Raw genomic sequence first — 18,661 nt, forward strand, 5'->3', positions numbered from 1 at the left:
ATATAGATCACTCTATTATCCCATCTCAAAGTCTGAGTTTGCTTGAGTAGAGGGGCATGATTCGAAATTAAGGGGAGTAATCACTCCCTCTTTTAATAGATTGATATAGGCAGGTGCCCCTTTTTGGAGAAAACCGTAATTTCTAGAGCTTTTCTGCTCTTTCTGATCTTTCTGATAAATGAGAGTTGCCGGGATCGATGTCCCCAAAGCGAGTGCTTCTTCTAGAGGGATATCGAGAAGATCGATTGCATTGAGAATAGAGCAAGCCATATCGATATGGGCACCGGCAAGCGTTCCTTGATTATTTGTTAAGCGCCCTTGATCGACATAAATTTGCTGATCATCTAAGTAGAATGATTTTTGATCACTGCCGATAGAACTCATGGCATCACTGACAATAAAGAGTTTTCCTTTAGGCTTACTTTGATAAGCTAGCTTCACCATTAAAGGATCAACATGAAAAGTATCATTGATAATAGAAACATAACTCTCTTTCGATTGAATGGCATAACCGGTCGTTGCCGGATTGCGGGAGCTCATTTGTGGCATCGCATTATAGAGATGGGTAAATCCTTTAACGCCGGCCGCTATAGCTCTATGAAGGAGATCAGGAGGGCATTCGGTATGTCCGGCAAAGATAATTGCACCTGATTGAGTAAGCTTTTCAATAATGGGGAGCGGCACCATTTCAGGGGCTAGGGTAATGAGGCGAGGGATTTCTGTATAAGAGGCGATCAGATCGATCATCTCATCACTCAGAAGTCGGATATTATCTGCTTTATGGATCCCTTTACGTTCAGGATTGATCATCGGTCCCTCAATATGGATTCCAAGTAACCCTGGAAACTTTTTCTCCATCCCCTCTGAAACGGCCTCCAATCCTCTTTTGATCACCTCATCTGTAGCAGTAATGAGCGTGGGAAGAAGTGCCGCTGTTCCTCTTGCTCGATGTGCTTTTAAAATTTGGGATATGCCGAGAAGATTGGGGGCATCATTAAAGAGTATTCCTCCACCACCATTAACCTGTAGATCGATAAATCCTGGGAGCAATGTACCACGATACTCTTTTATAGAGTAGGAGGAGGGAATATTTTGGAGAGGAATGATCGCTTCAATAAGATCATTTTTTAATAAGATGGCTGACTCTTTGAGTAGTTGCATGCCATCAAAGATTGTGGGAGCAACAAGAGCAATATTTTGATTCATGATTTATTATGACACTGGACTGATATTAGGCTGATATTGTGCCGGTATTATGTATTAAACAGAAGGTATTTTCTTTAGGAAATAGAGACTGAAAGTATTCTAGTCCTGTTGAGTGTCAGTGACAATCCTATTTTTTTAATGAAGAAGAGAAGCAACTATTTAAATTTTTTATCATTTTATTGCATCTCCTACTATATCTCTTGCTTGTATCTCTTTTTCACTTTATAAGCTCTTAATTTTACAAAATAAGATCTAGAAGGAGGTGAAAGAGAGATCAAAGAGTGTCTTAAGAGAGATAACGCATCTATCTAGAATGACACTCTTTGAAGCAGTAGCTTATAGCGTCTCAGTCACTTTTTTAAGATTAGGGGGTAGATCAGGATCTAGGCCACGATGTTTAGAGAGCTTCTCGATCACCCGGTAGTATGCGGTAATCTGAACTAATGGTTGAAGAAGAGGGTGAACCTCTGGAACGGCTAAGGTATATTCATCTCCCGCTTTTGATGCCACAGAGAAGACTTGTGCCCCATAACCTTCTAACTTTTTATTAATCTCTAAGCAGGATGCTCGAGATTGATCCGAGCCAATAAAGCTAATGACGGGATATTGTGGGGTAATTAATGATACTGATCCGTGGAAAATTTCTGATGCTGAGATTCCTTCAGCATGAATTTGGCAGGTCTCCTTCAACTTTAGTGCAGCCTCTACCGCAGCACTGAGACCTACGCCACGACCGATAATGAAGAGATCTTTTGCATGAGAGAGATGATCAATCAGTGTTGGCCACTCACTATTAACAGCCTCTTCTAAGGCTAATGGGAGGTTAAGAAGGGCATCTGCTAAAGCACCATCTTCGCTCCATGCAGCAAAAATAGCGGCATAGATTGAGAGGCTTCCGACAAAGCTTTTAGTTGCGGCAACACTCTTTTCTTCCCCGGCTTTAATACCAAAGAGAAAATCACACTCTTTAGCAAGTGGGGATTCTTCATCATTGATAATACCGATGACCTTAGTCCCTTGTGCGCGCATCATCTTTGCAAAAGTGATAAGGTCTGGACTTTTACCAGATTGAGATGTGACAATCAAAATGGCATTATCAGTTTTGAGTGCGCGTTGATAGACAGTAGCTAAGGAGGGCGCAGCAACAGAGACGGGAACCCCTAATCCTGTTTCAAAGAGATACTTCCCATAAATAGATGCATTGTAGGAGCTCCCTCGACCTAATGTAATAATCTGATTAGGTTGCTTTTTCTTGAGATACTCCGCAAGTGCGATCAATGTAGAAGCATTTGCTTCATTTTGATGCTCGATAACATTGGGGATATCTAAAATCTCTTTAGCCATGTAGGTCGACATTGTTTATTCCTTATTTTGCTAAATATTAATGAGATAGAGGTTGAGATAGGGCTCTCAGTCTATCATTTTTTGATCATTATACCGTTTTGATTAACGCTGTTATTGGTTTATATCAGTAGTTTTATGAGTACTTCCATCATATTACTTCCATCATATTTTTCTCTTTTTAGTGGTTAACTACTTCTTTTGCTTTCTGCAAAGCGGCTAATTGCGAGCTACCGACAAAATCTTTTGCAAATTGATAGGCGATACGGCCACTGCGAGAGCCGCGGCTCTGAGTAAATTGCAACGCTTTTCGTTCAACATCCTCATTATAAGGGAGATCGGGGGCTAATTGATAGAGCCAACTTTTCACCATCGCAAGATACTCTTTTTGTGAAGGTGGGTAGAAAGAGACCCATAATCCAAATCTCTCTGAGAGTGAGATCTTCTCTTCGATCGCCTCTTGTGGGTGAATCTCCTGCGCTTCATATTGATTAAGATTATCTTGCATCGATTCAGGTAATAGATGGCGTCGATTAGAAGTGGCGTAGAGAAGAATGTTTTTTGCCGGGCTCGAGAGGGAGCCATCCAACATTGCTTTTAGCGGTTTATAAGCGGGATCGCCAGACTCAAAGGAGAGGTCATCACAGAAGATAATGAAAGGGTAGGGGAGCTCTTCTAATAGTGAAAGGAGCTCAGGAAGATCCTCAAGATCTTGACTATCAATTTCAACCATCTTTAATCCATCTTTGTGATAAGAGGCTAAGGTTGCTTTGATCAGGGAGGATTTTCCAGTTCCGCGCGCGCCGGTCAAGAGTAGGTTATTTGCCGGTAATTGCGCTAAAAACTGTTCGGTATTTTGGCGGATAGTTGTAATCTGTTTCTCAATTCCAACAAGTTGCTCAAAAGAGATAGTTGCCGGGTTTTTAATGGGGAGAAGCTGTCCAAAAGGTGAGTAGCTCTTTTTTGCCCAGCGAAATGCAACATTTTCTGCAAAGTTGATGGCTGTATGATCAGGTGGAAAGAGTGGTTCTAAACGATCAATACTCTTACTAATTTTCTCTAAAAGAGTTCTAATTTTTTCCATAAATCTCCCTCCAGATTGGTATGCTCTTGATCTTTTTTGAAATTATTATCGTTATGTTTGGCCAGTTATGACTGATAGTCATGATGGGCTGTGGGGTTTAATTTTCCCCATAAGAAAAGACGATTTTATTTTTCATAAAATCGTCTCTTATCTGCTATTTTATAGGCTTATTTCTCTTTATACTGCCCATATGCCATGATCTTATCATAACGTTGTGCAAGTAATTCCTCTACAGAGAGTTGAGATAATTGATCTAATGCTTCAAGAATCTCTTTTTTGATATTATCGCTCATCTCTTTATAGTTGCGATGCGCTCCACCTTGAGGCTCTTCAATGATTTCATCGATCAGTTTTGCTTCTCGATTCTTCTCTGCTGTTACACCCATCGCTTCAGCCGCTTCCTTATTTTTCTCTGCACTTTTCCAGAGAATAGAAGCACAGCCTTCAGGGGAAATAACAGAGTAGATAGAGTATTGAAGCATCATCACTTTGTCACCTACAGCGATCGCTAATGCACCGCCAGAGCCACCTTCACCTGTTACGGTGCAGATGATAGGCACGCGTAATTTGCTCATCTCTAATAAGTTACGAGCAATTGCCTCACTCTGTCCACGCTCTTCAGCCCCAATACCAGGATATGCTCCAGGTGTATCGATAAAGGTGATGATCGGAACATTAAAGCGCTCAGCAAGCTTCATGAGACGAAGTGCTTTGCGATATCCTTCAGGGCGAGGCATACCGAAGTTACGTCTGATCTTCTCCTTGGTATCGCGTCCCTTTTGATGACCAATCACCATGACTGTTCGGCCCTCAATTCTCGCTAAACCGCCAACGATTGCTGCATCATCTGCATAAGCGCGGTCACCATGGAGTTCTTGGAAATCCTCACAAATAAGATTGATGTAATCTAGGGTATAAGGACGTAAAGGATGGCGTGCGAGTTGTGTGATCTCCCACGATGTGAGCTTAGAAAAGATCTGCTCTAATTTTGCATTCTTCTTCTTTTCTAAGGCTTCAATTTTATCCGATACATCAATATCTGCGTCTTGAGCCCAATTCTGGAGCTCATTTATTTTAGTTTGAAGCTCATAAATAGGGGCTTCAAAATCGAGGTAATTCGTATTCAACACAATACTCCTAAGAAATTCGATATGCCCTATAAAATAGCATATATTAGGGCAATAGTAAGCTAAACTATTATACGCGAGCAGGAATCTTTTCGCGATGCTCTTTTAATTTCGATGAGATTTGGAATGCTAATTCTAAGCTCTGTTGCGCATTTAATCTAGGATCACAATGTGTATGATAACGATCTTCGAGATCTTTAGAGGTGATATTTTGTCCACCCCCTAAACATTCTGTGACATCGGTACCCGTCATTTCAAAATGGACACCACCGGCATAAGTGCCTTCGGCATTATGGGCATCGAAGAAATTGACAACTTCAGCAAGAATTTGATCAAAGGGGCGTGTTTTATAGCGATTTTCAGTAATGGTATTACCATGCATTGGGTCACAGCTCCAAACAACATTTCTCCCTTCTCGTTTTACAACGCGGAGAAGTCTCGGGAGGTGCTCTAAAATATTGTCGGCGCCCATACGGGTGATTAAGGTTAAGCGTCCTGGTTCATTTTGCGGGTTGAGGGTATCAATAAGACGAATAAGTTCTTCATCGCTCATTTTTTGACTCACTTTGACCCCAATTGGGTTTGCAATGCCACGGGCATATTCGATATGCGCGCCATCAAGTTGTCGCGTACGCTCTCCAATCCATACCATGTGTGCCGAGGTGTTATACCAGTCGCCGGTTGTCGAGTCAGTACGTGTCATCGCCTCTTCATAACCTAGGAGAAGCATCTCATGAGATGTGAAGTATTCTGTCTCACGAATAATGGCATTATTAGGGTCGACACCACAAGCTTGCATAAACTTCAATGCATCTTGGATACGTGTTGCCAGATCGATATAACGCTCTGCTTGAGGTGATTTATCAACAAAGCTCATTGTCCAGCGTTGAACGCGGTGAAGGTCGGCATAGCCCCCCTTTGCAAAGGCACGGAGCAGGTTGAGCGTTAATCCTGATTGCGCATATGCTCTCCATAATCTCTCTGGATCAGGCTCTCTCGCCTCAGTAGTAAATTCAATACCATTGACAATATCACCCCGATAGCTAGGAAGGGTCACACCATCAATTGTCTCGGTATCTGATGAGCGAGGTTTTGCAAATTGTCCTGCAATTCGACCTACTTTGATCACAGGGCTACTTGCGGCAAATGTTAAGGTGACTGCCATCTGTAGAAGGACGCGGAAGGTATCACGAATATTATCAGAACTAAAATCTGCAAAGCTCTCGGCACAATCTCCCCCTTGGAGAAGAAACGCCTTTCCATCAACAGCTTGTGCTAAATGGGACTTAAGAGAGCGAGCTTCGCCGGCAAATACAAGAGGAGGTGATTTACGTAAACGATCCTCAACCGCTTTAAGGGCTGCTTTATCTTTGTAGTTAGGCATCTGTGCCGCAGGGAAGTTTCTCCAGCTAGAGGGTGTCCAAATCTGAGTCATAATAATCCTATAATCCTCTCTTGAATTGTCTTGATGATTGAATAAGTAAATATAGTTAAATAAGTAAAAGAATAAAGTAAAAGAATAAAGTAAAAATCAAAGTGATAATGAATAGTGGTGATAAAAACAGAAGCAATAAAACTATAGCACTAACAATGGTACTGGCAATAGCAATAATAGTAATACTAGTAATAGTAGTAATGATAACCTAGAGAATGTCGGTAATAAAAAATGCCTTAAGAGTTATCCGCTTAAGGCATTTTGAACATTCTATCTATAAACTATTGTAGATTATCTATCTCTCGATTGGGAATTGAATCCTAAAATCTCTCTTTGAGTAGATTTATATTAGATAGAGGCTAGCTGCTATCTACCTGCTATCCACTATTGATAGTTTGCTTAGTTTTTAGATTGATCAACAAGGCTATTTTCTGTGATCCATGGCATCATAGAACGAAGTTTAGCACCTGTTTTTTCAATAGGATGTTCTGCATTTAAGCGGCGAAGAGCTGTCATTGACGGATAGTTAGTCATCCCTTCTTGAATAAACATTTTCGCATATTCTCCAGATTGAATGCGATAGAGTGCGTAACGCATCGCTTCTTTCGTCTCTTCTGTAATAATCTCAGGGCCTGTCACATACTCACCATACTCGGCATTATTAGAGATGGAGTAGTTCATATTTGCGATTCCACCTTCATACATAAGGTCTACAATTAACTTCAACTCATGTAGACACTCAAAATATGCCATCTCCGGAGCATAACCAGCTTCTGTTAATACCTCAAAGCCTGCTTTAACAAGCTCTACTGCACCACCGCAGAGAACTGCTTGTTCACCGAAGAGATCTGTTTCCGTCTCTTCTTCGAAGGTTGTTTCGATTACGCCAGCTTTGCCGCCACCGTTTGCAGATGCATAAGAGAGTGCTAAATCGCGCGCTTTACCAGATGAGTCTTGATAGACAGCGATCAATGTAGGAACGCCACCACCTTTAACATATTCAGAGCGAACAGTGTGGCCTGGGCCTTTTGGAGCAACCATCACAACATCGAGATCTTTGCGAGGAACAATCTGGTTGTAGTGGATATTAAATCCATGAGCAAATGCAAGTGTTGCACCCTCTTTAAGATTAGGTTCAATAGCATCACGATAGACAGCAGGCTGATTCTCATCAGGGAGAAGAACCATTACAAAGTCAGCTTCTTTAGTCGCTTCTGCAATCTCTTTCACATTGTGACCAGCGTTAACTGCTTTATCCCATGAAGCGCCACCTTTACGAAGGCCGACAATAACATTGACGCCTGAATCTTTAAGGTTTTGCGCATGAGCGTGACCTTGCGATCCATACCCAATGATTGCAACAGTTGTCCCTTTGATTAATGAGATATCGGCATCTTTGTCATAAAAAACATTCATCTTTAAATATCCTTTCTTTGTTTATGATCTCTCTTCACTACGCTATAAGTTAGCACGCTCTTAATGGCGATTGCTCTAGGATTAGCTTAAGTGAAAATAGAGAGATTATTTTTTATCTAATTTATTAATTTATTTTAATATTGATCTTAGATATTACTCTTAGATCTATTCTTTATTTCTCAAATATTGAGCTATTTTGTTACTTTTAGATTTGTGGTTACTCAATTTTAGGGCGTTACTTTAAATCGTTAAACCTTTTGCGCCTCTGACTAATCCGAGTGCGCCAGATCTTACGATTTCGATGATTCCTAATTCCTGTACCGCCACAATAAAGGCATCAAGCTTCTCTTGTGTACCTGTCATCTCTATTGTGTAGGAGAGAGGAGTAACATCAATCACGCGGCCTCTAAACATCTCATTGATACGAAAAAGCTCAGAGCGATTCTGCCCTTCAGCTTGTACTTTAATGAGCATCATTTCACGCTCAACATAAGCACTATCGCAAAGATTTGTAAGTTTGACAACATCAATTAATTTGTTGAGTTGCTTGATAATCTGCTCAACAACATGATGATCGGCAATAGTGACAAGTGTTAAGCGAGAGAGTGAAGGATCATCTGTCGCAGCAACACAGAGGCTGTCAATATTGTAACCACGGGCGGAAAATAGATTCACTACCTTCGATAGTGCGCCGGCTTCGTTCTCCATTAAGATCGAAATAATATGACGCGAGGTTTCTGTATTAAAAAGTGTCATTTTTCTCTCCTATACCTGACTTAAGCCTTCTTTGAGCGTATTTTCCATCTTATCACGACCCGCTAAGATCATTTCGTGATGACCTTTTCCGGCAGGAATCATTGGGTAAACGTTCTCGCTGGGATCGGTGATAAAGTCGAGGAAGATGGTCTTATCTTTCTGTTTGAAAGCTTCACGTAGTGCCGGTTCAACATCACTTGGTTTGTGAATTTGAACGCCACTGTGACCATATGCCTCAGCAAGTTTTACAAAATCAGGGAGAGAGTCGAAATAGCTCATGCAGTAACGCTTCTGGAAGAAGAATTCTTGCCATTGGCGTACCATCCCTAAATAACCATTATTAAGGTTAATAATTTTAACAGGAGAGCAATATTGCAACATGGTAGAGAGCTCTTGGAGCATCATCTGAATACTACCATCTCCGGTAATACAGGCGACTTCTCTATCAGGACGGGCAATTTTTGCTCCCATTGCGGCAGGAAGGCCAAATCCCATCGTGCCGAGACCACCTGAATTGAGCCATTGTCTTGGCTCATCAAAGGGGTAATATTGTGCTGCCCACATCTGATGTTGGCCCACATCTGAGGTAATAATCGCTTTACCTTCAGTGACCTCAAAGAGTTTTTCAATCACAAATTGTGGTTTGATAACCACGTCAGATTGTTCATACTTTAAGGATTCCATCGCACGCCATTCACCAATCTGCTCCCACCATTTAGTCAGAGCATCCTGATCTAATTTACCTTTTTTGCTCTTATGGATCGCATTAAGCTCTTTAAGAACAGGTTGAAGTTGACCCACAATGGGAAGATCAACAGGGACATTTTTAGCAATTGATGATGGATCAACATCGACATGAATGATCTTCGCGTATGGGCAGAAGCTCTCTAATGTTCCGGTAATCCGATCATCAAAGCGCGCACCTAAGGCAACTAAAACATCACAGTGATGCATCGCCATATTTGCTTCATAAGTTCCATGCATTCCTAACATGCCAAGAAACTGCTTATCAGTTCCCTCGTAAGCACCTAGTCCCATTAAGGTACTTGTGATAGGAAGATTGAGCGCTTTAACAAATTCACGAAGCTCTTTAGAAGCTTCACCAATAATGACGCCCCCGCCGGTATAGACCATTGGGCGTTTAGCTTTCATAATAAGATCATATGCGCGAGCGATCTGTTTTGAGTGCCCCTTAACGGTAGGGTTATAGGAGCGCATTGTAATTTTTTCAGGGTAGACAAACTCTGCTTCATGGACCGTAATATCTTTTGGAAGGTCTATCACAACAGGGCCGGGGCGACCTGTTGTAGCAATATAGAATGCTTTTTTAATTGTGCTTGCGAGATCTTTGACATCTTTGACTAAGAAGTTATGTTTGACACAAGGAAGGGTAATTCCGACAGTATCTACTTCTTGGAACGCATCATTCCCAATTAAGCTGGTAGCTACTTGTCCAGAAAAGACAATCATGGGAATAGAATCCATATAAGCAGTTGCAATACCGGTGACAGCATTGGTTAGTCCAGGGCCTGAAGTGACCAGTACTACGCCTGGTTTACCTGTTGTACGTGCATAAGCATCAGCCGCATGGGTTGCAGCTTGCTCATGGCGCACAAGGACATGTTCAATTTTGTCTTGTTTATAAATCTCATCATAAAGCGGTAGGACAGCACCTCCAGGATAACCAAAGATACACTCTACCTTCTCCTTCATTAAGGAGTGAATGACGATTTCTGCACCGCTTAATTTCACAGGATCTCCTCTCTTTTCAATATTTGTTATTCATTTTTTTTTAGGGTATTGGTTAGATTCCAGAGACTCTTTAATCTCTATCATCAATCTAATCTGATCTAATCTCCATAAAGAACTTCCACTAACTTTCAGTGCTAGTACCACCCATTATAAGTATTGTTCATTATCTAGATTATCTAGGAATTCATTATCTGGGAACTTATTCTTATCTCTCCATCAGATATCACGATACAATAGTGTCGATGATTATTCGGCACCTTTTTACTCCCGCTACCGTCAAATGTAGTAGGAATATTTATAATGATAGAGTGATTGAGATTTATATTTTTTATTCAGAAAATGATTCAGAAATGGGTGGTCATTTATTCTTTTTTCTTGCCGATAAATTTAAAGAAACTCCCTCAATTATTGGGGGATTTTAGAAACTTATTCGACACGGATAAATTTAGAATCCTCAATACCTTTAATTAACATAGCATTATTAATGATATTTTCTACATTTTCTTGCACTGTTTTTTCTAAAAACAGGATAACTTGTTGATATTGATCATAAACTTTAATTTTTTCTGCTCTAATTTCCGCGTCTAAAAGCACTTTTTTAAGCGCTTCAGTAATAGTGTTGCTCACTAGATTGTCACTATATTTAAAAGAGAGATAGTAATGGGAAGAGAAGGCTTTTGCTGGAAGTGTTGGCAGCGCCTGAAGATTCTCTTCTAAAAAGCCTAATGCCGGCGCACTATGGTTGCGGCTCTTGTTTTGAATTATTTCAATAAGATCGGCAATGACCGCAGATGCTGTTGCTTCACTACCTGCACCGCGACCGGAGTAGAATTGTTCGCCAACTGCATTGCCTGCAACATAAACGCCATTAAGGACACCATCGACCTGAGCGAGCTGGTGATCTTTAGAGAGCAGGGTAGGATGAACACGAAGCTCAACTCCCTGCTTGCTCTTTCGGGCAATGCCGAGATGTTTAATGGTATAACCCTCTTCTTGTGTAATAGTAATATCTTCGGCGGTAATGGTATCAATCCCTTCGATATAGAGATCTTCAAAATTGAGGGGCATTCCAAAGGCTGTCGCTGCAAGAATGGTTAACTTGTGAGCCGCATCGATTCCCTTAATATCAAATGTAGGATCTGCCTCGGCATAACCATGTGCTTGTGCTTCTTTGAGACATTGGTCGAAGTCGACCCCTTTATGACTCATCTCCGTTAAAATATAGTTAGAGGTACCATTAATGATTCCCATCACGGTATCGATCTCATTTGCAGATAACCCCTCTCTTAAAAGTTTTAAGATGGGAATGCCGCCGGCAACAGATGCCTCAAAACGGAGAAATACCCCATTTTCTTTTGCAAGTTGAAGCAATTCATTGCCGTGGAGAGCGATAAGCTCCTTATTGGCTGTAATCACAGATTTTCCATGACTTAGGGCGCTTTTAATATAGGTTAATGCAGGTTCAATGCCACCAATGAGCTCAATTACAATATCAATTTCAGGATGATCGGTAATATCGGTAATAGAGGTTGTCAGGTTGAGATCGTAAGGGTTATCTCTCTCGAGTGAGCGCACAAATACTTTTTCTATAATAGGGGTGCGGGTAATTCGACGAGCAATCTCTTCTCTATTTTTTGTTAAAACAGCGGCAACGCCTGAGGCAACAGTGCCAAGACCAATTAATCCTACTTTAAGAGGCTCCATGATAGATCAAATTTCTCCAATGATTAATGAGTGATGAACAATGAGAGTTCAAAAATAGTTTCTGAGTGAGTCTGCTTTTAGGCGCTTATCTATTTTTGACTACATCATTAAGGATTGAAAATTAGGGAGGATAAAACCCCTAATTGTGACTTAAAATTAGTCGTATAATTGAGAGTGTACCTGATTTTTTTAAAAGTGGAAAACAGTTGAGATTCTTGACTATAAAATAAGCAAAGATCTCTCTTGTTCCTTTTGTGAAAATTTTGTTAAGCCCCTATTTGAGCCATTTTATTAAGAACACTCCATATCATTTGTTAAACCATTTGTTAAACGATGATATGGAGGTTCACTTAATGTAGATAGATGATCTATTTTGTTGATTTTTGATAAATTTCTATAGCCTTTAATGCCCCTTGAAAGATTTCATAAGGCGTTGCATCACCATCCATATATGCGCCTCCTGTAATAATTTGATATTGCGCATCATAATGTGCACCAGTTGTTGCGGTTTCAATATGTTTTATATCCCACTTTTCAAGAGCGGGAAGAAAAGCGCCAGCATTTTGAGCTTGTCCAAAGGTGATAGATGCATCTTTGATGTTGAGCTCTTTGAGTGCAATTGCAATAGCCATTGGGGCAGCACAGATCGCAATAATGGGTTTTTTCATCTCGATAGCACCTTTAAGTTTCTCCCCGATATCGGCAGAAAGGGTAGCATCTTCCCCCTTATCAAGAAAATTAGTGAAGTTTTTAATCACGCCGAAACCACCAGCGAGTGCTACACCATCGATTTTATTGAGGTCTAGTTTGGAGATGGGGGAGATTTTCCCTCTCGCGATACGGGCGGCCTCTTGCATAATGTTGCGCTCATCTCCTTCGATCTCTCCATTGAGGTGATTGATGGTATCGGCCTGTAAGCGATCTGGCGCATAGAATGAGACCGCTATTCCTGCTTTAGAAAGTGCGATATTAAGTGCGGTCGCCTCTGTAATTTCTGCACCATCTAGGTGACCACATCCTGAAAGAATTAAAGCAAAATGTTTCTGACTCATACTTTTGTAACTCCTTTTAGTTTGATGGTAATAATTAACACTTCCCCGATTTTTACGTTAAAATAGGCGAAGAATCAATCTTCTTTCATCATACCAGATAAATATTGATCTTCGATGAGAGAGGGTAGATAAGGGATAGAAGAGATATTATAAGAAGCATTATAAAAAATAGAGACAGGTAGAGAGATCGTCGACCGCTGAGCGGTAGATCGGTAGAGTAGTCAATTGAGATTGCTCAGTTACAAGTTGGCCAATCGGCAACATAGTCGCTGAGTATGATTATTGAATATTATCAGTGACATTATCATGACATTATCAGTCATGAGGGTTGATTCTTTGATATCGTTGCTTGGTACTGCTCTCTATCTGAGTATATACAGAGATATAAATTATAAGGAGCCTCTCGGAATGAAGAAACTGTTCAACCTGCTGTTACTCTTTGTGTGTATAACGCACATTCCTACATATGCTCAAACAGGAGCTGATGAAGAGGGGTCGATTGTTGATAACTCAGGAGTGGTAGAAGAGGGTAGGGATGAACCTGTCGATCTTATTGAAGAGATTGATGCTGCAACATTCTATAGAGATCAAGCGATATCTGAGGTTTATGATTTTTTAGCCGCAGAAATCGCTTCTAAGCGTGAAGATTGGGAGAGTGCAAAAGAGCATTATGATGCGCTATTAGAGCGAAATAGTGACCCAAAAGTTTTAGAGCGAAGAATTCGCCTCGATCTAGAAGCCGGCAGTATTGCCGATGCGCTTCCGCTTATTCAGAAATTGGTGATTCAAAATCCATATAACTTGGCAAATTATAATTTATTAGCACAAGCTTACCTTTTAACCGGGGATCTTGAGTATGCGGCAAGAGCTTATAATAACCTGGTAGAGATGATCTATCTTACCAATGAGGGAGTTGTTGAACCTTCTCCTTACTTTGCGATTTTAAAGAAGCTTCATGAATTTGAAATTCCATTAGAAGAGCAGCTAACGCTCTTTAAAAAGATGGCGGCTTTAGAAGAGCATGATACTTTTCCTTTAGTGCTTTTAGCGGGTTTTTTAATCGATAATTTACGCTTTGATGAAGCAGAAGGTTATCTAGAGAGAGCATTGCAACTTGATCCTTCTAATCCTAAAATTTATGCACTCTACACCTATATCTATTGGAATGAGGGTGAACCTGAAAAATCGATTGAGTTATTAGAAGAAGCTTATAACAAGTATCAAGATCCAGAGATAGGGCTAGAGTTAGCGAATACATTAATTGCTAACTTTGAGTATGAAGAGGCTTACCAGCGCCTTATTCCTCTAATGATTTTAACAAATGAGGACCCTGCTGTTTTTGAGAAGTTTATCGGCATGGCTTATGTCATGGGTAATTATGACAATATCAAAGAGATGTTGCAGTTGAGACTGGATCAGCCTGAAATTTTAACTCGAGCAATTTTAAATCTCTTCTATTTCTCTGAAATTTTAGGGAATAGCGAAAATCTTTTAAAAGTGCTCCCTGAAATTGATAATCCGACGCCAGAATATGCCGAAGCTCTCTATACCATTAAGGCTAAAATTGCATTAGCAGAGGGAGATTATGCACAATTCAATCACTATTTTGATGAAATTGCACAATTAGAGATCTTCGATGCACCATCACTTCTTTTGAAGCGTCTATTAATGCTCCAAGAGTTAGAGGAGTATGATCTACTTGATCAGGTATTAGTAGAAGAGGCGGCACTACTTCCTGCGGTTGAGAGCTCCTATCTTGCTTTTCTTCGCTCGATGAGTGCTCTATATCATCAAGACTATAATGAGATGGCGGAGATTCTACAAGAAGAGATCCGTAATAATCCGCAAGATCCTATCGCCTATAATGCATTAGGATTCTCTCTGATCGAAATCGACCCCAAAAATGCAAAGGTTGCATTACCTTTTATCTCTAAGGCAAATTTAATGGCGCCGGGGCGTGACTTTATCCAAGATAGTCTAGCCTGGGCCTACTATATGTTAGGGGATCTAGATCGTGCTTATAAATATATTGTACAAGCGTATCATCAGAATAAAGATCCTGAAATTATCGCTCACTATATCGTGATTTTAGATGCTATTGGCGAGCGTCAAAAAGCGGAAGATCTCTATCACCGTTTTAATCTATTCTTTGGAAATTCAGATGCAAAAGAGGTGCTCATCGAAAACGTTGAGTGGATTAACGAATGAGAGTAGCAAATATGCTGAAGGTAAAAAAAGGTAAACGACTCCTGTTTGCCTTTTTGTTTTTTATGGTGACAACGTTGAGTAATCTGCTGTTTGGCGCAACAGTTGTCGGTACCGGAAAGATGGAAAATCGTGGTGGTGAGATGCTAATTATCTTCCCATTGAGTCAACAGATTAAATTTAATAGCTTTCGCCTGCAAAATCCTGATCGGTTGGTGATCGATATCCCTAATGCCGAGCTACAACATAAAGCGAGTGCTTTACCTATTACTTCGGCTTATGTTGCCGGTGTTCGTTTAGGGACGCAACAAGGGACAGACCTTCGTATTGTGGTGGATCTTAAGCAGGGCTCTGTGCCGGCAAGTGCCGCTGTATTAAGGGGGCGCTTAGGTTATGAGTTGGTCATTGCGGTGGGTGCATCTGTAGGGAGTGTGAAAGAGGATCTCGCTTCATCAGGGCAGACAGTTGTGACTCAGCCTCAGGAGATACAAGTTGCAAAACGTGTTCCTAAGAAAAATATCTTAATTATTCTTGATCCCGGCCATGGCGGAAAAGATCCTGGTGCGGTTGGTAAAGCGGGAACAAGGGAGAAGGATGTCGTATTACAAATTGCAAAAGTATTGCAACAGAAGATCAATCGTGAACCCAATATGAGAGCGATCTTAACACGAAACGATGATACCTTTATTCCTTTGAGAGAGCGTGTATTGATTGCAAGACGGAATAAGGCAGATATGTTTATCTCCTTACATGCCGATGCGGGATCTGCAAAAGCAGATGGTGCTTCTGTCTATATTCTCTCCACTAGTGGCGCATCGAGTGAAGCGGCAAGATTACTAGCAAGAGCTGAGAACCAATCTGACCTTATTGGTGGCGTCAAGATCTCTGATAAGGATGATGCTATCGCCTCTATGTTGCTCGACCTATCACAAGAGGCAACGATTGAATCCTCTAATGCGTTGGGAAACCATCTCTTAAAAAATTTGAGTCGTCATGCTAATCTTCATAAAAAACAGGTTGAACGAGCAGGATTTGCCGTATTGAAAGCACCCGATATCCCATCTGTATTGATTGAGACAGGATTTATCTCTAATCCGAAAGAGGAGCAGAACCTTCGCAATAAAAAACATCAAGATCGTTTAGCGAATGATATTTTGGCGGGAATAAAGGCTTACTATAAGGAGCGTCCGGCAACTGAGCTTATCTATAGTACCGTGGTTCAGCGTTCAGATAATAGCCGTGCGCAAGTATTGACACAAAATCAAGCAAAAGTTGTCGCTCCTCCGAAGCAGTCGATTACGATCCCTCCTATTCGCCTTGAGTCAAAATCGGTGGAGCCTGCAATTCAGCCAGTAGCGCCGCCGATCGAAGTTACGATGATTGAGCCACCGCCGGTAACGATTGGGGTTCAATTTCCTGAACCTTCTGGGCCACCTATTGAGTTGATTTCAAAAGAACGACCACCGAAAGAGTATAGAGTGCAACGAGGAGATACTATTGCGGAAATTGCTCGGACGCATCAGGTTAGTGAGTCGGCATTAAAGCAACGTAATGGGCTTCCTGATAATCAGCTTCGAGTGCCCGCTGGAACGATCTTAATTATTCCATAATCATTGATTCAGTAATTATTGTTTTTGATATTGTTTGAGATCTTTTTAGAGATTCTAATTTTATTTGAAACTGAAACTGAAACTGAAACTGAAACTGAAACTGAAACTGATGTTGATGTAGCTCTAGTTTCAGATTTGAAGATCTAACGTGATCTAAAAAAGGTTGTTAATTGCCGTTGAGAGAAGAGAGATGCTTCTAGGAACTCCTAGATAGCATCTTTTTTATGATTACATTTTATGGTTGTGCGTAATTAGATAGCAAAGAGATATAATATTTTTATCGCAATTTATTATACTTTTTAATAGATTATCTCGTTAAAAAACGGTATGTTGATGAGTGAGACTACTTTTTGTAGGGCTCGTTCTTAATATTCGTTAAGGAGATTAGTGTATGAAAATGTTATCTGATATCAATGGTGATTTGCGTCCGCAGCGCTCTTATCAACTCTTAATTGATGGGGAATGGCTCGATGGAGCGCAAGGTAAAACCTTAGAGAGCCACAATCCCGCAACAGGTGAGAAGTTGACAGAGATCGCTGTCGCAGAAAAAGAAGATGTTGATCGTGCTGTAAAAGCGGCATGGGCTGCATTTGATACGTGGAGTCAAACTTCGCCACAAGAACGAGCGAAATATCTCTTAGAGATTGCTGATCGCTTAGAGGCAGAGTTAGAGCGCTTTGCAACATTGGAGACGCTCGATAATGGTAAGCCAATTCGTGAAACGATGAATGTTGATGTTCCGCTAGCGATCGATCATTTCCGTTATTTCGCCGGCGTTATTCGTGCAGAGAGTGATGAAGCGAATCTAATTAATAAAGATAGTTTAAGTATTGTACTCAGTGAGCCTATTGGCGTTGTGGGGCAGATTATTCCTTGGAACTTTCCACTTTTGATGGGGGCTTGGAAGATTGCACCGGCACTTGCTGCAGGAAACTGTATTGTCATTAAGCCATCGAGCGATACTTCTATTACACTCCTTGAGCTTGGTCGTATCCTCAATGAGGTATTACCCAAAGGGGTTGTTAGTGTCCTGACAGGCGGTGGATCAACTACAGGGAACTATATTTTAGAGCATGAAGGTTTTAGTAAGTTTGCCTTTACCGGTTCCACAAGTGTTGGATATAACGTCGCGAAAGCTGCTGCCGATAAACTAATTCCAGCAACTTTAGAGCTAGGTGGAAAGTCAGCAAATATCGTCTTTGAGGATGCGCAGATAGATAAAGCAATCGATGGCGCACTGATGGGAATTCTCTTTAATCAAGGTCAGGTCTGTTGTGCGGGTTCTCGTCTTTTTATTCAGCGATCGATCTATGATCAATTTTTAGAGAAGTTGAAAGAGAAGTTTGAGAGTGTTCGTGTCGGAGATCCCCTCGATCCCAATACACAGATGGGGGCGCAGATCAATGAGAAGCAACTTAAGCAGATTTTGGGCTATGTTGATATTGCGAAAGAGGAGGGTGCACGTGTTTTAACCGGTGGCCAGCGTGCCTCAGATCAAGGTGCATTTCTTTGTCCGACGGCGATTGTGGATGTAAAACCCAATATGCGCATTGAGAAAGAGGAAGTTTTTGGTCCTGTTGTTGCTATTTTACCTTTTGATAGTGAAGAAGAGGTGATCGAGCTTGCTAATGACTCGGAATATGGTTTAGGTGGTGCAGTCTGGACGCGTGATATCAATAGAGCGTTCCGTGTTGCAAAAGCTGTCCGTACAGGACGGATGTGGGTCAATACCTACAATGAATTGCCGGCACACTCTCCTTTTGGTGGTTATAAAAAATCGGGAATTGGTCGCGAGACCCATAAGATGATTCTCGATGCTTATACCCAGAAGAAGAATATTTACATTAGTTTTAACGAAAAACTTACCGGCTTCTACTAGCTTATGCTTGATCCGAATGGAAGTAGGAGATAAGGCACTCATTAGCCGACGGTGATTATCATGGATTACTGAGTGCTCATATTACTGACTGAAA

Annotated in this window: 13 protein-coding genes; 3 read left to right on the plus strand and 10 right to left on the minus strand. The window is 41.0% G+C overall.

The window, feature by feature from the left end; genetic code table 11:
• Positions 1-15: 15 nt before the first annotated feature.
• From nagA to elbB, 10 genes are all read right to left on the minus strand, one after another.
• The gene (gene nagA / locus AC0SAP_RS00290; protein ID WP_473382310.1) at positions 16-1,206 is read right to left on the minus strand and encodes an N-acetylglucosamine-6-phosphate deacetylase; all 1,191 of its coding nucleotides are present in this window, start codon (positions 1,204-1,206) and stop codon (positions 16-18) included.
• A 336-nt stretch (positions 1,207-1,542) separates the two neighbouring features.
• Positions 1,543-2,562 (minus strand): SIS domain-containing protein, encoded by a 1,020-nt coding sequence (locus AC0SAP_RS00295; protein ID WP_094568236.1) that lies wholly within the window; start codon positions 2,560-2,562, stop codon positions 1,543-1,545.
• 166 nt (positions 2,563-2,728) lie between these two features.
• Positions 2,729-3,631: an ATP-binding protein gene (locus AC0SAP_RS00300; protein ID WP_473382311.1), complete on the minus strand. Its 903-nt coding sequence runs from the start codon at positions 3,629-3,631 to the stop codon at positions 2,729-2,731.
• A gap of 167 nt (positions 3,632-3,798) precedes the next feature.
• On the minus strand, positions 3,799-4,758 hold the full coding sequence (gene accA, locus AC0SAP_RS00305; RefSeq protein WP_094568293.1) for an acetyl-CoA carboxylase carboxyl transferase subunit alpha: 960 nt from the start codon (positions 4,756-4,758) through the stop codon (positions 3,799-3,801).
• Positions 4,759-4,828: 70 nt separating this feature from the next.
• A complete protein-coding gene (locus tag AC0SAP_RS00310; RefSeq protein WP_473382312.1) occupies positions 4,829-6,193 on the minus strand; it encodes a class II 3-deoxy-7-phosphoheptulonate synthase in 1,365 nt (454 codons plus the stop codon).
• Between the two features lie 399 nt (positions 6,194-6,592).
• Positions 6,593-7,609 (minus strand): ketol-acid reductoisomerase, encoded by a 1,017-nt coding sequence (ilvC, locus tag AC0SAP_RS00315; protein WP_094568233.1) that lies wholly within the window; start codon positions 7,607-7,609, stop codon positions 6,593-6,595.
• Between the two features lie 240 nt (positions 7,610-7,849).
• Positions 7,850-8,365 carry an acetolactate synthase small subunit gene (gene ilvN / locus AC0SAP_RS00320; RefSeq protein ID WP_094568232.1) on the minus strand — a complete coding sequence of 172 codons (516 nt, stop codon included), beginning with the start codon at positions 8,363-8,365 and terminating at the stop codon, positions 7,850-7,852.
• A 9-nt stretch (positions 8,366-8,374) separates the two neighbouring features.
• Entirely contained in the window at positions 8,375-10,117 is a 1,743-nt protein-coding gene (ilvB, locus tag AC0SAP_RS00325; protein WP_094568231.1) for a biosynthetic-type acetolactate synthase large subunit, read from the minus strand.
• 426 nt (positions 10,118-10,543) lie between these two features.
• Positions 10,544-11,821, minus strand: coding sequence for a homoserine dehydrogenase (locus AC0SAP_RS00330; protein ID WP_473382313.1), 1,278 nt, complete (start codon positions 11,819-11,821; stop codon positions 10,544-10,546).
• Positions 11,822-12,189: 368 nt separating this feature from the next.
• Complete coding sequence (gene elbB, locus AC0SAP_RS00335; RefSeq protein WP_473382314.1) at positions 12,190-12,873, minus strand: isoprenoid biosynthesis glyoxalase ElbB; 684 nt, start codon at positions 12,871-12,873, stop codon at positions 12,190-12,192.
• A 408-nt stretch (positions 12,874-13,281) separates the two neighbouring features.
• On the opposite strand from elbB, the gene AC0SAP_RS00340 reads away from it, so the two are divergent.
• The 3 genes from AC0SAP_RS00340 (at position 13,282) to AC0SAP_RS00350 (ending at position 18,567) form a co-directional block, all read left to right on the plus strand.
• The gene (locus tag AC0SAP_RS00340; protein ID WP_473382316.1) at positions 13,282-15,081 is read left to right on the plus strand and encodes a tetratricopeptide repeat protein; all 1,800 of its coding nucleotides are present in this window, start codon (positions 13,282-13,284) and stop codon (positions 15,079-15,081) included.
• Positions 15,078-16,688 carry an N-acetylmuramoyl-L-alanine amidase gene (locus tag AC0SAP_RS00345; RefSeq protein ID WP_473382317.1) on the plus strand — a complete coding sequence of 537 codons (1,611 nt, stop codon included), beginning with the start codon at positions 15,078-15,080 and terminating at the stop codon, positions 16,686-16,688. Before AC0SAP_RS00340 ends, AC0SAP_RS00345 begins: the two co-directional genes overlap by 4 nt.
• A gap of 391 nt (positions 16,689-17,079) precedes the next feature.
• Positions 17,080-18,567 (plus strand): aldehyde dehydrogenase family protein, encoded by a 1,488-nt coding sequence (locus AC0SAP_RS00350; RefSeq protein ID WP_473382319.1) that lies wholly within the window; start codon positions 17,080-17,082, stop codon positions 18,565-18,567.
• Positions 18,568-18,661 lie beyond the last annotated feature (94 nt).

It is taken from the genome of Ignatzschineria sp. PL_is040, assembly GCF_055813795.1.

Excerpts from the sequence above, each read along its gene's own strand:
- nagA (WP_473382310.1), bottom strand. The coding sequence starts at position 1,206 with ATGAATCAAAATATTGCTCTTGTTGCTCCCACAATCTTTGATGGCATG.
- AC0SAP_RS00295 (WP_094568236.1), bottom strand. The coding sequence starts at position 2,562 with ATGTCGACCTACATGGCTAAAGAGATTTTAGATATCCCCAATGTTATC.
- AC0SAP_RS00300 (WP_473382311.1), bottom strand. The coding sequence starts at position 3,631 with ATGGAAAAAATTAGAACTCTTTTAGAGAAAATTAGTAAGAGTATTGAT.
- AC0SAP_RS00310 (WP_473382312.1), bottom strand. The coding sequence starts at position 6,193 with ATGACTCAGATTTGGACACCCTCTAGCTGGAGAAACTTCCCTGCGGCA.
- ilvC (WP_094568233.1), bottom strand. The coding sequence starts at position 7,609 with ATGAATGTTTTTTATGACAAAGATGCCGATATCTCATTAATCAAAGGG.
- ilvN (WP_094568232.1), bottom strand. The coding sequence starts at position 8,365 with ATGACACTTTTTAATACAGAAACCTCGCGTCATATTATTTCGATCTTA.
- AC0SAP_RS00330 (WP_473382313.1), bottom strand. The coding sequence starts at position 11,821 with ATGGAGCCTCTTAAAGTAGGATTAATTGGTCTTGGCACTGTTGCCTCA.
- elbB (WP_473382314.1), bottom strand. The coding sequence starts at position 12,873 with ATGAGTCAGAAACATTTTGCTTTAATTCTTTCAGGATGTGGTCACCTA.
- AC0SAP_RS00340 (WP_473382316.1), top strand. The coding sequence starts at position 13,282 with ATGAAGAAACTGTTCAACCTGCTGTTACTCTTTGTGTGTATAACGCAC.
- AC0SAP_RS00345 (WP_473382317.1), top strand. The coding sequence starts at position 15,078 with ATGAGAGTAGCAAATATGCTGAAGGTAAAAAAAGGTAAACGACTCCTG.
- AC0SAP_RS00350 (WP_473382319.1), top strand. The coding sequence starts at position 17,080 with ATGAAAATGTTATCTGATATCAATGGTGATTTGCGTCCGCAGCGCTCT.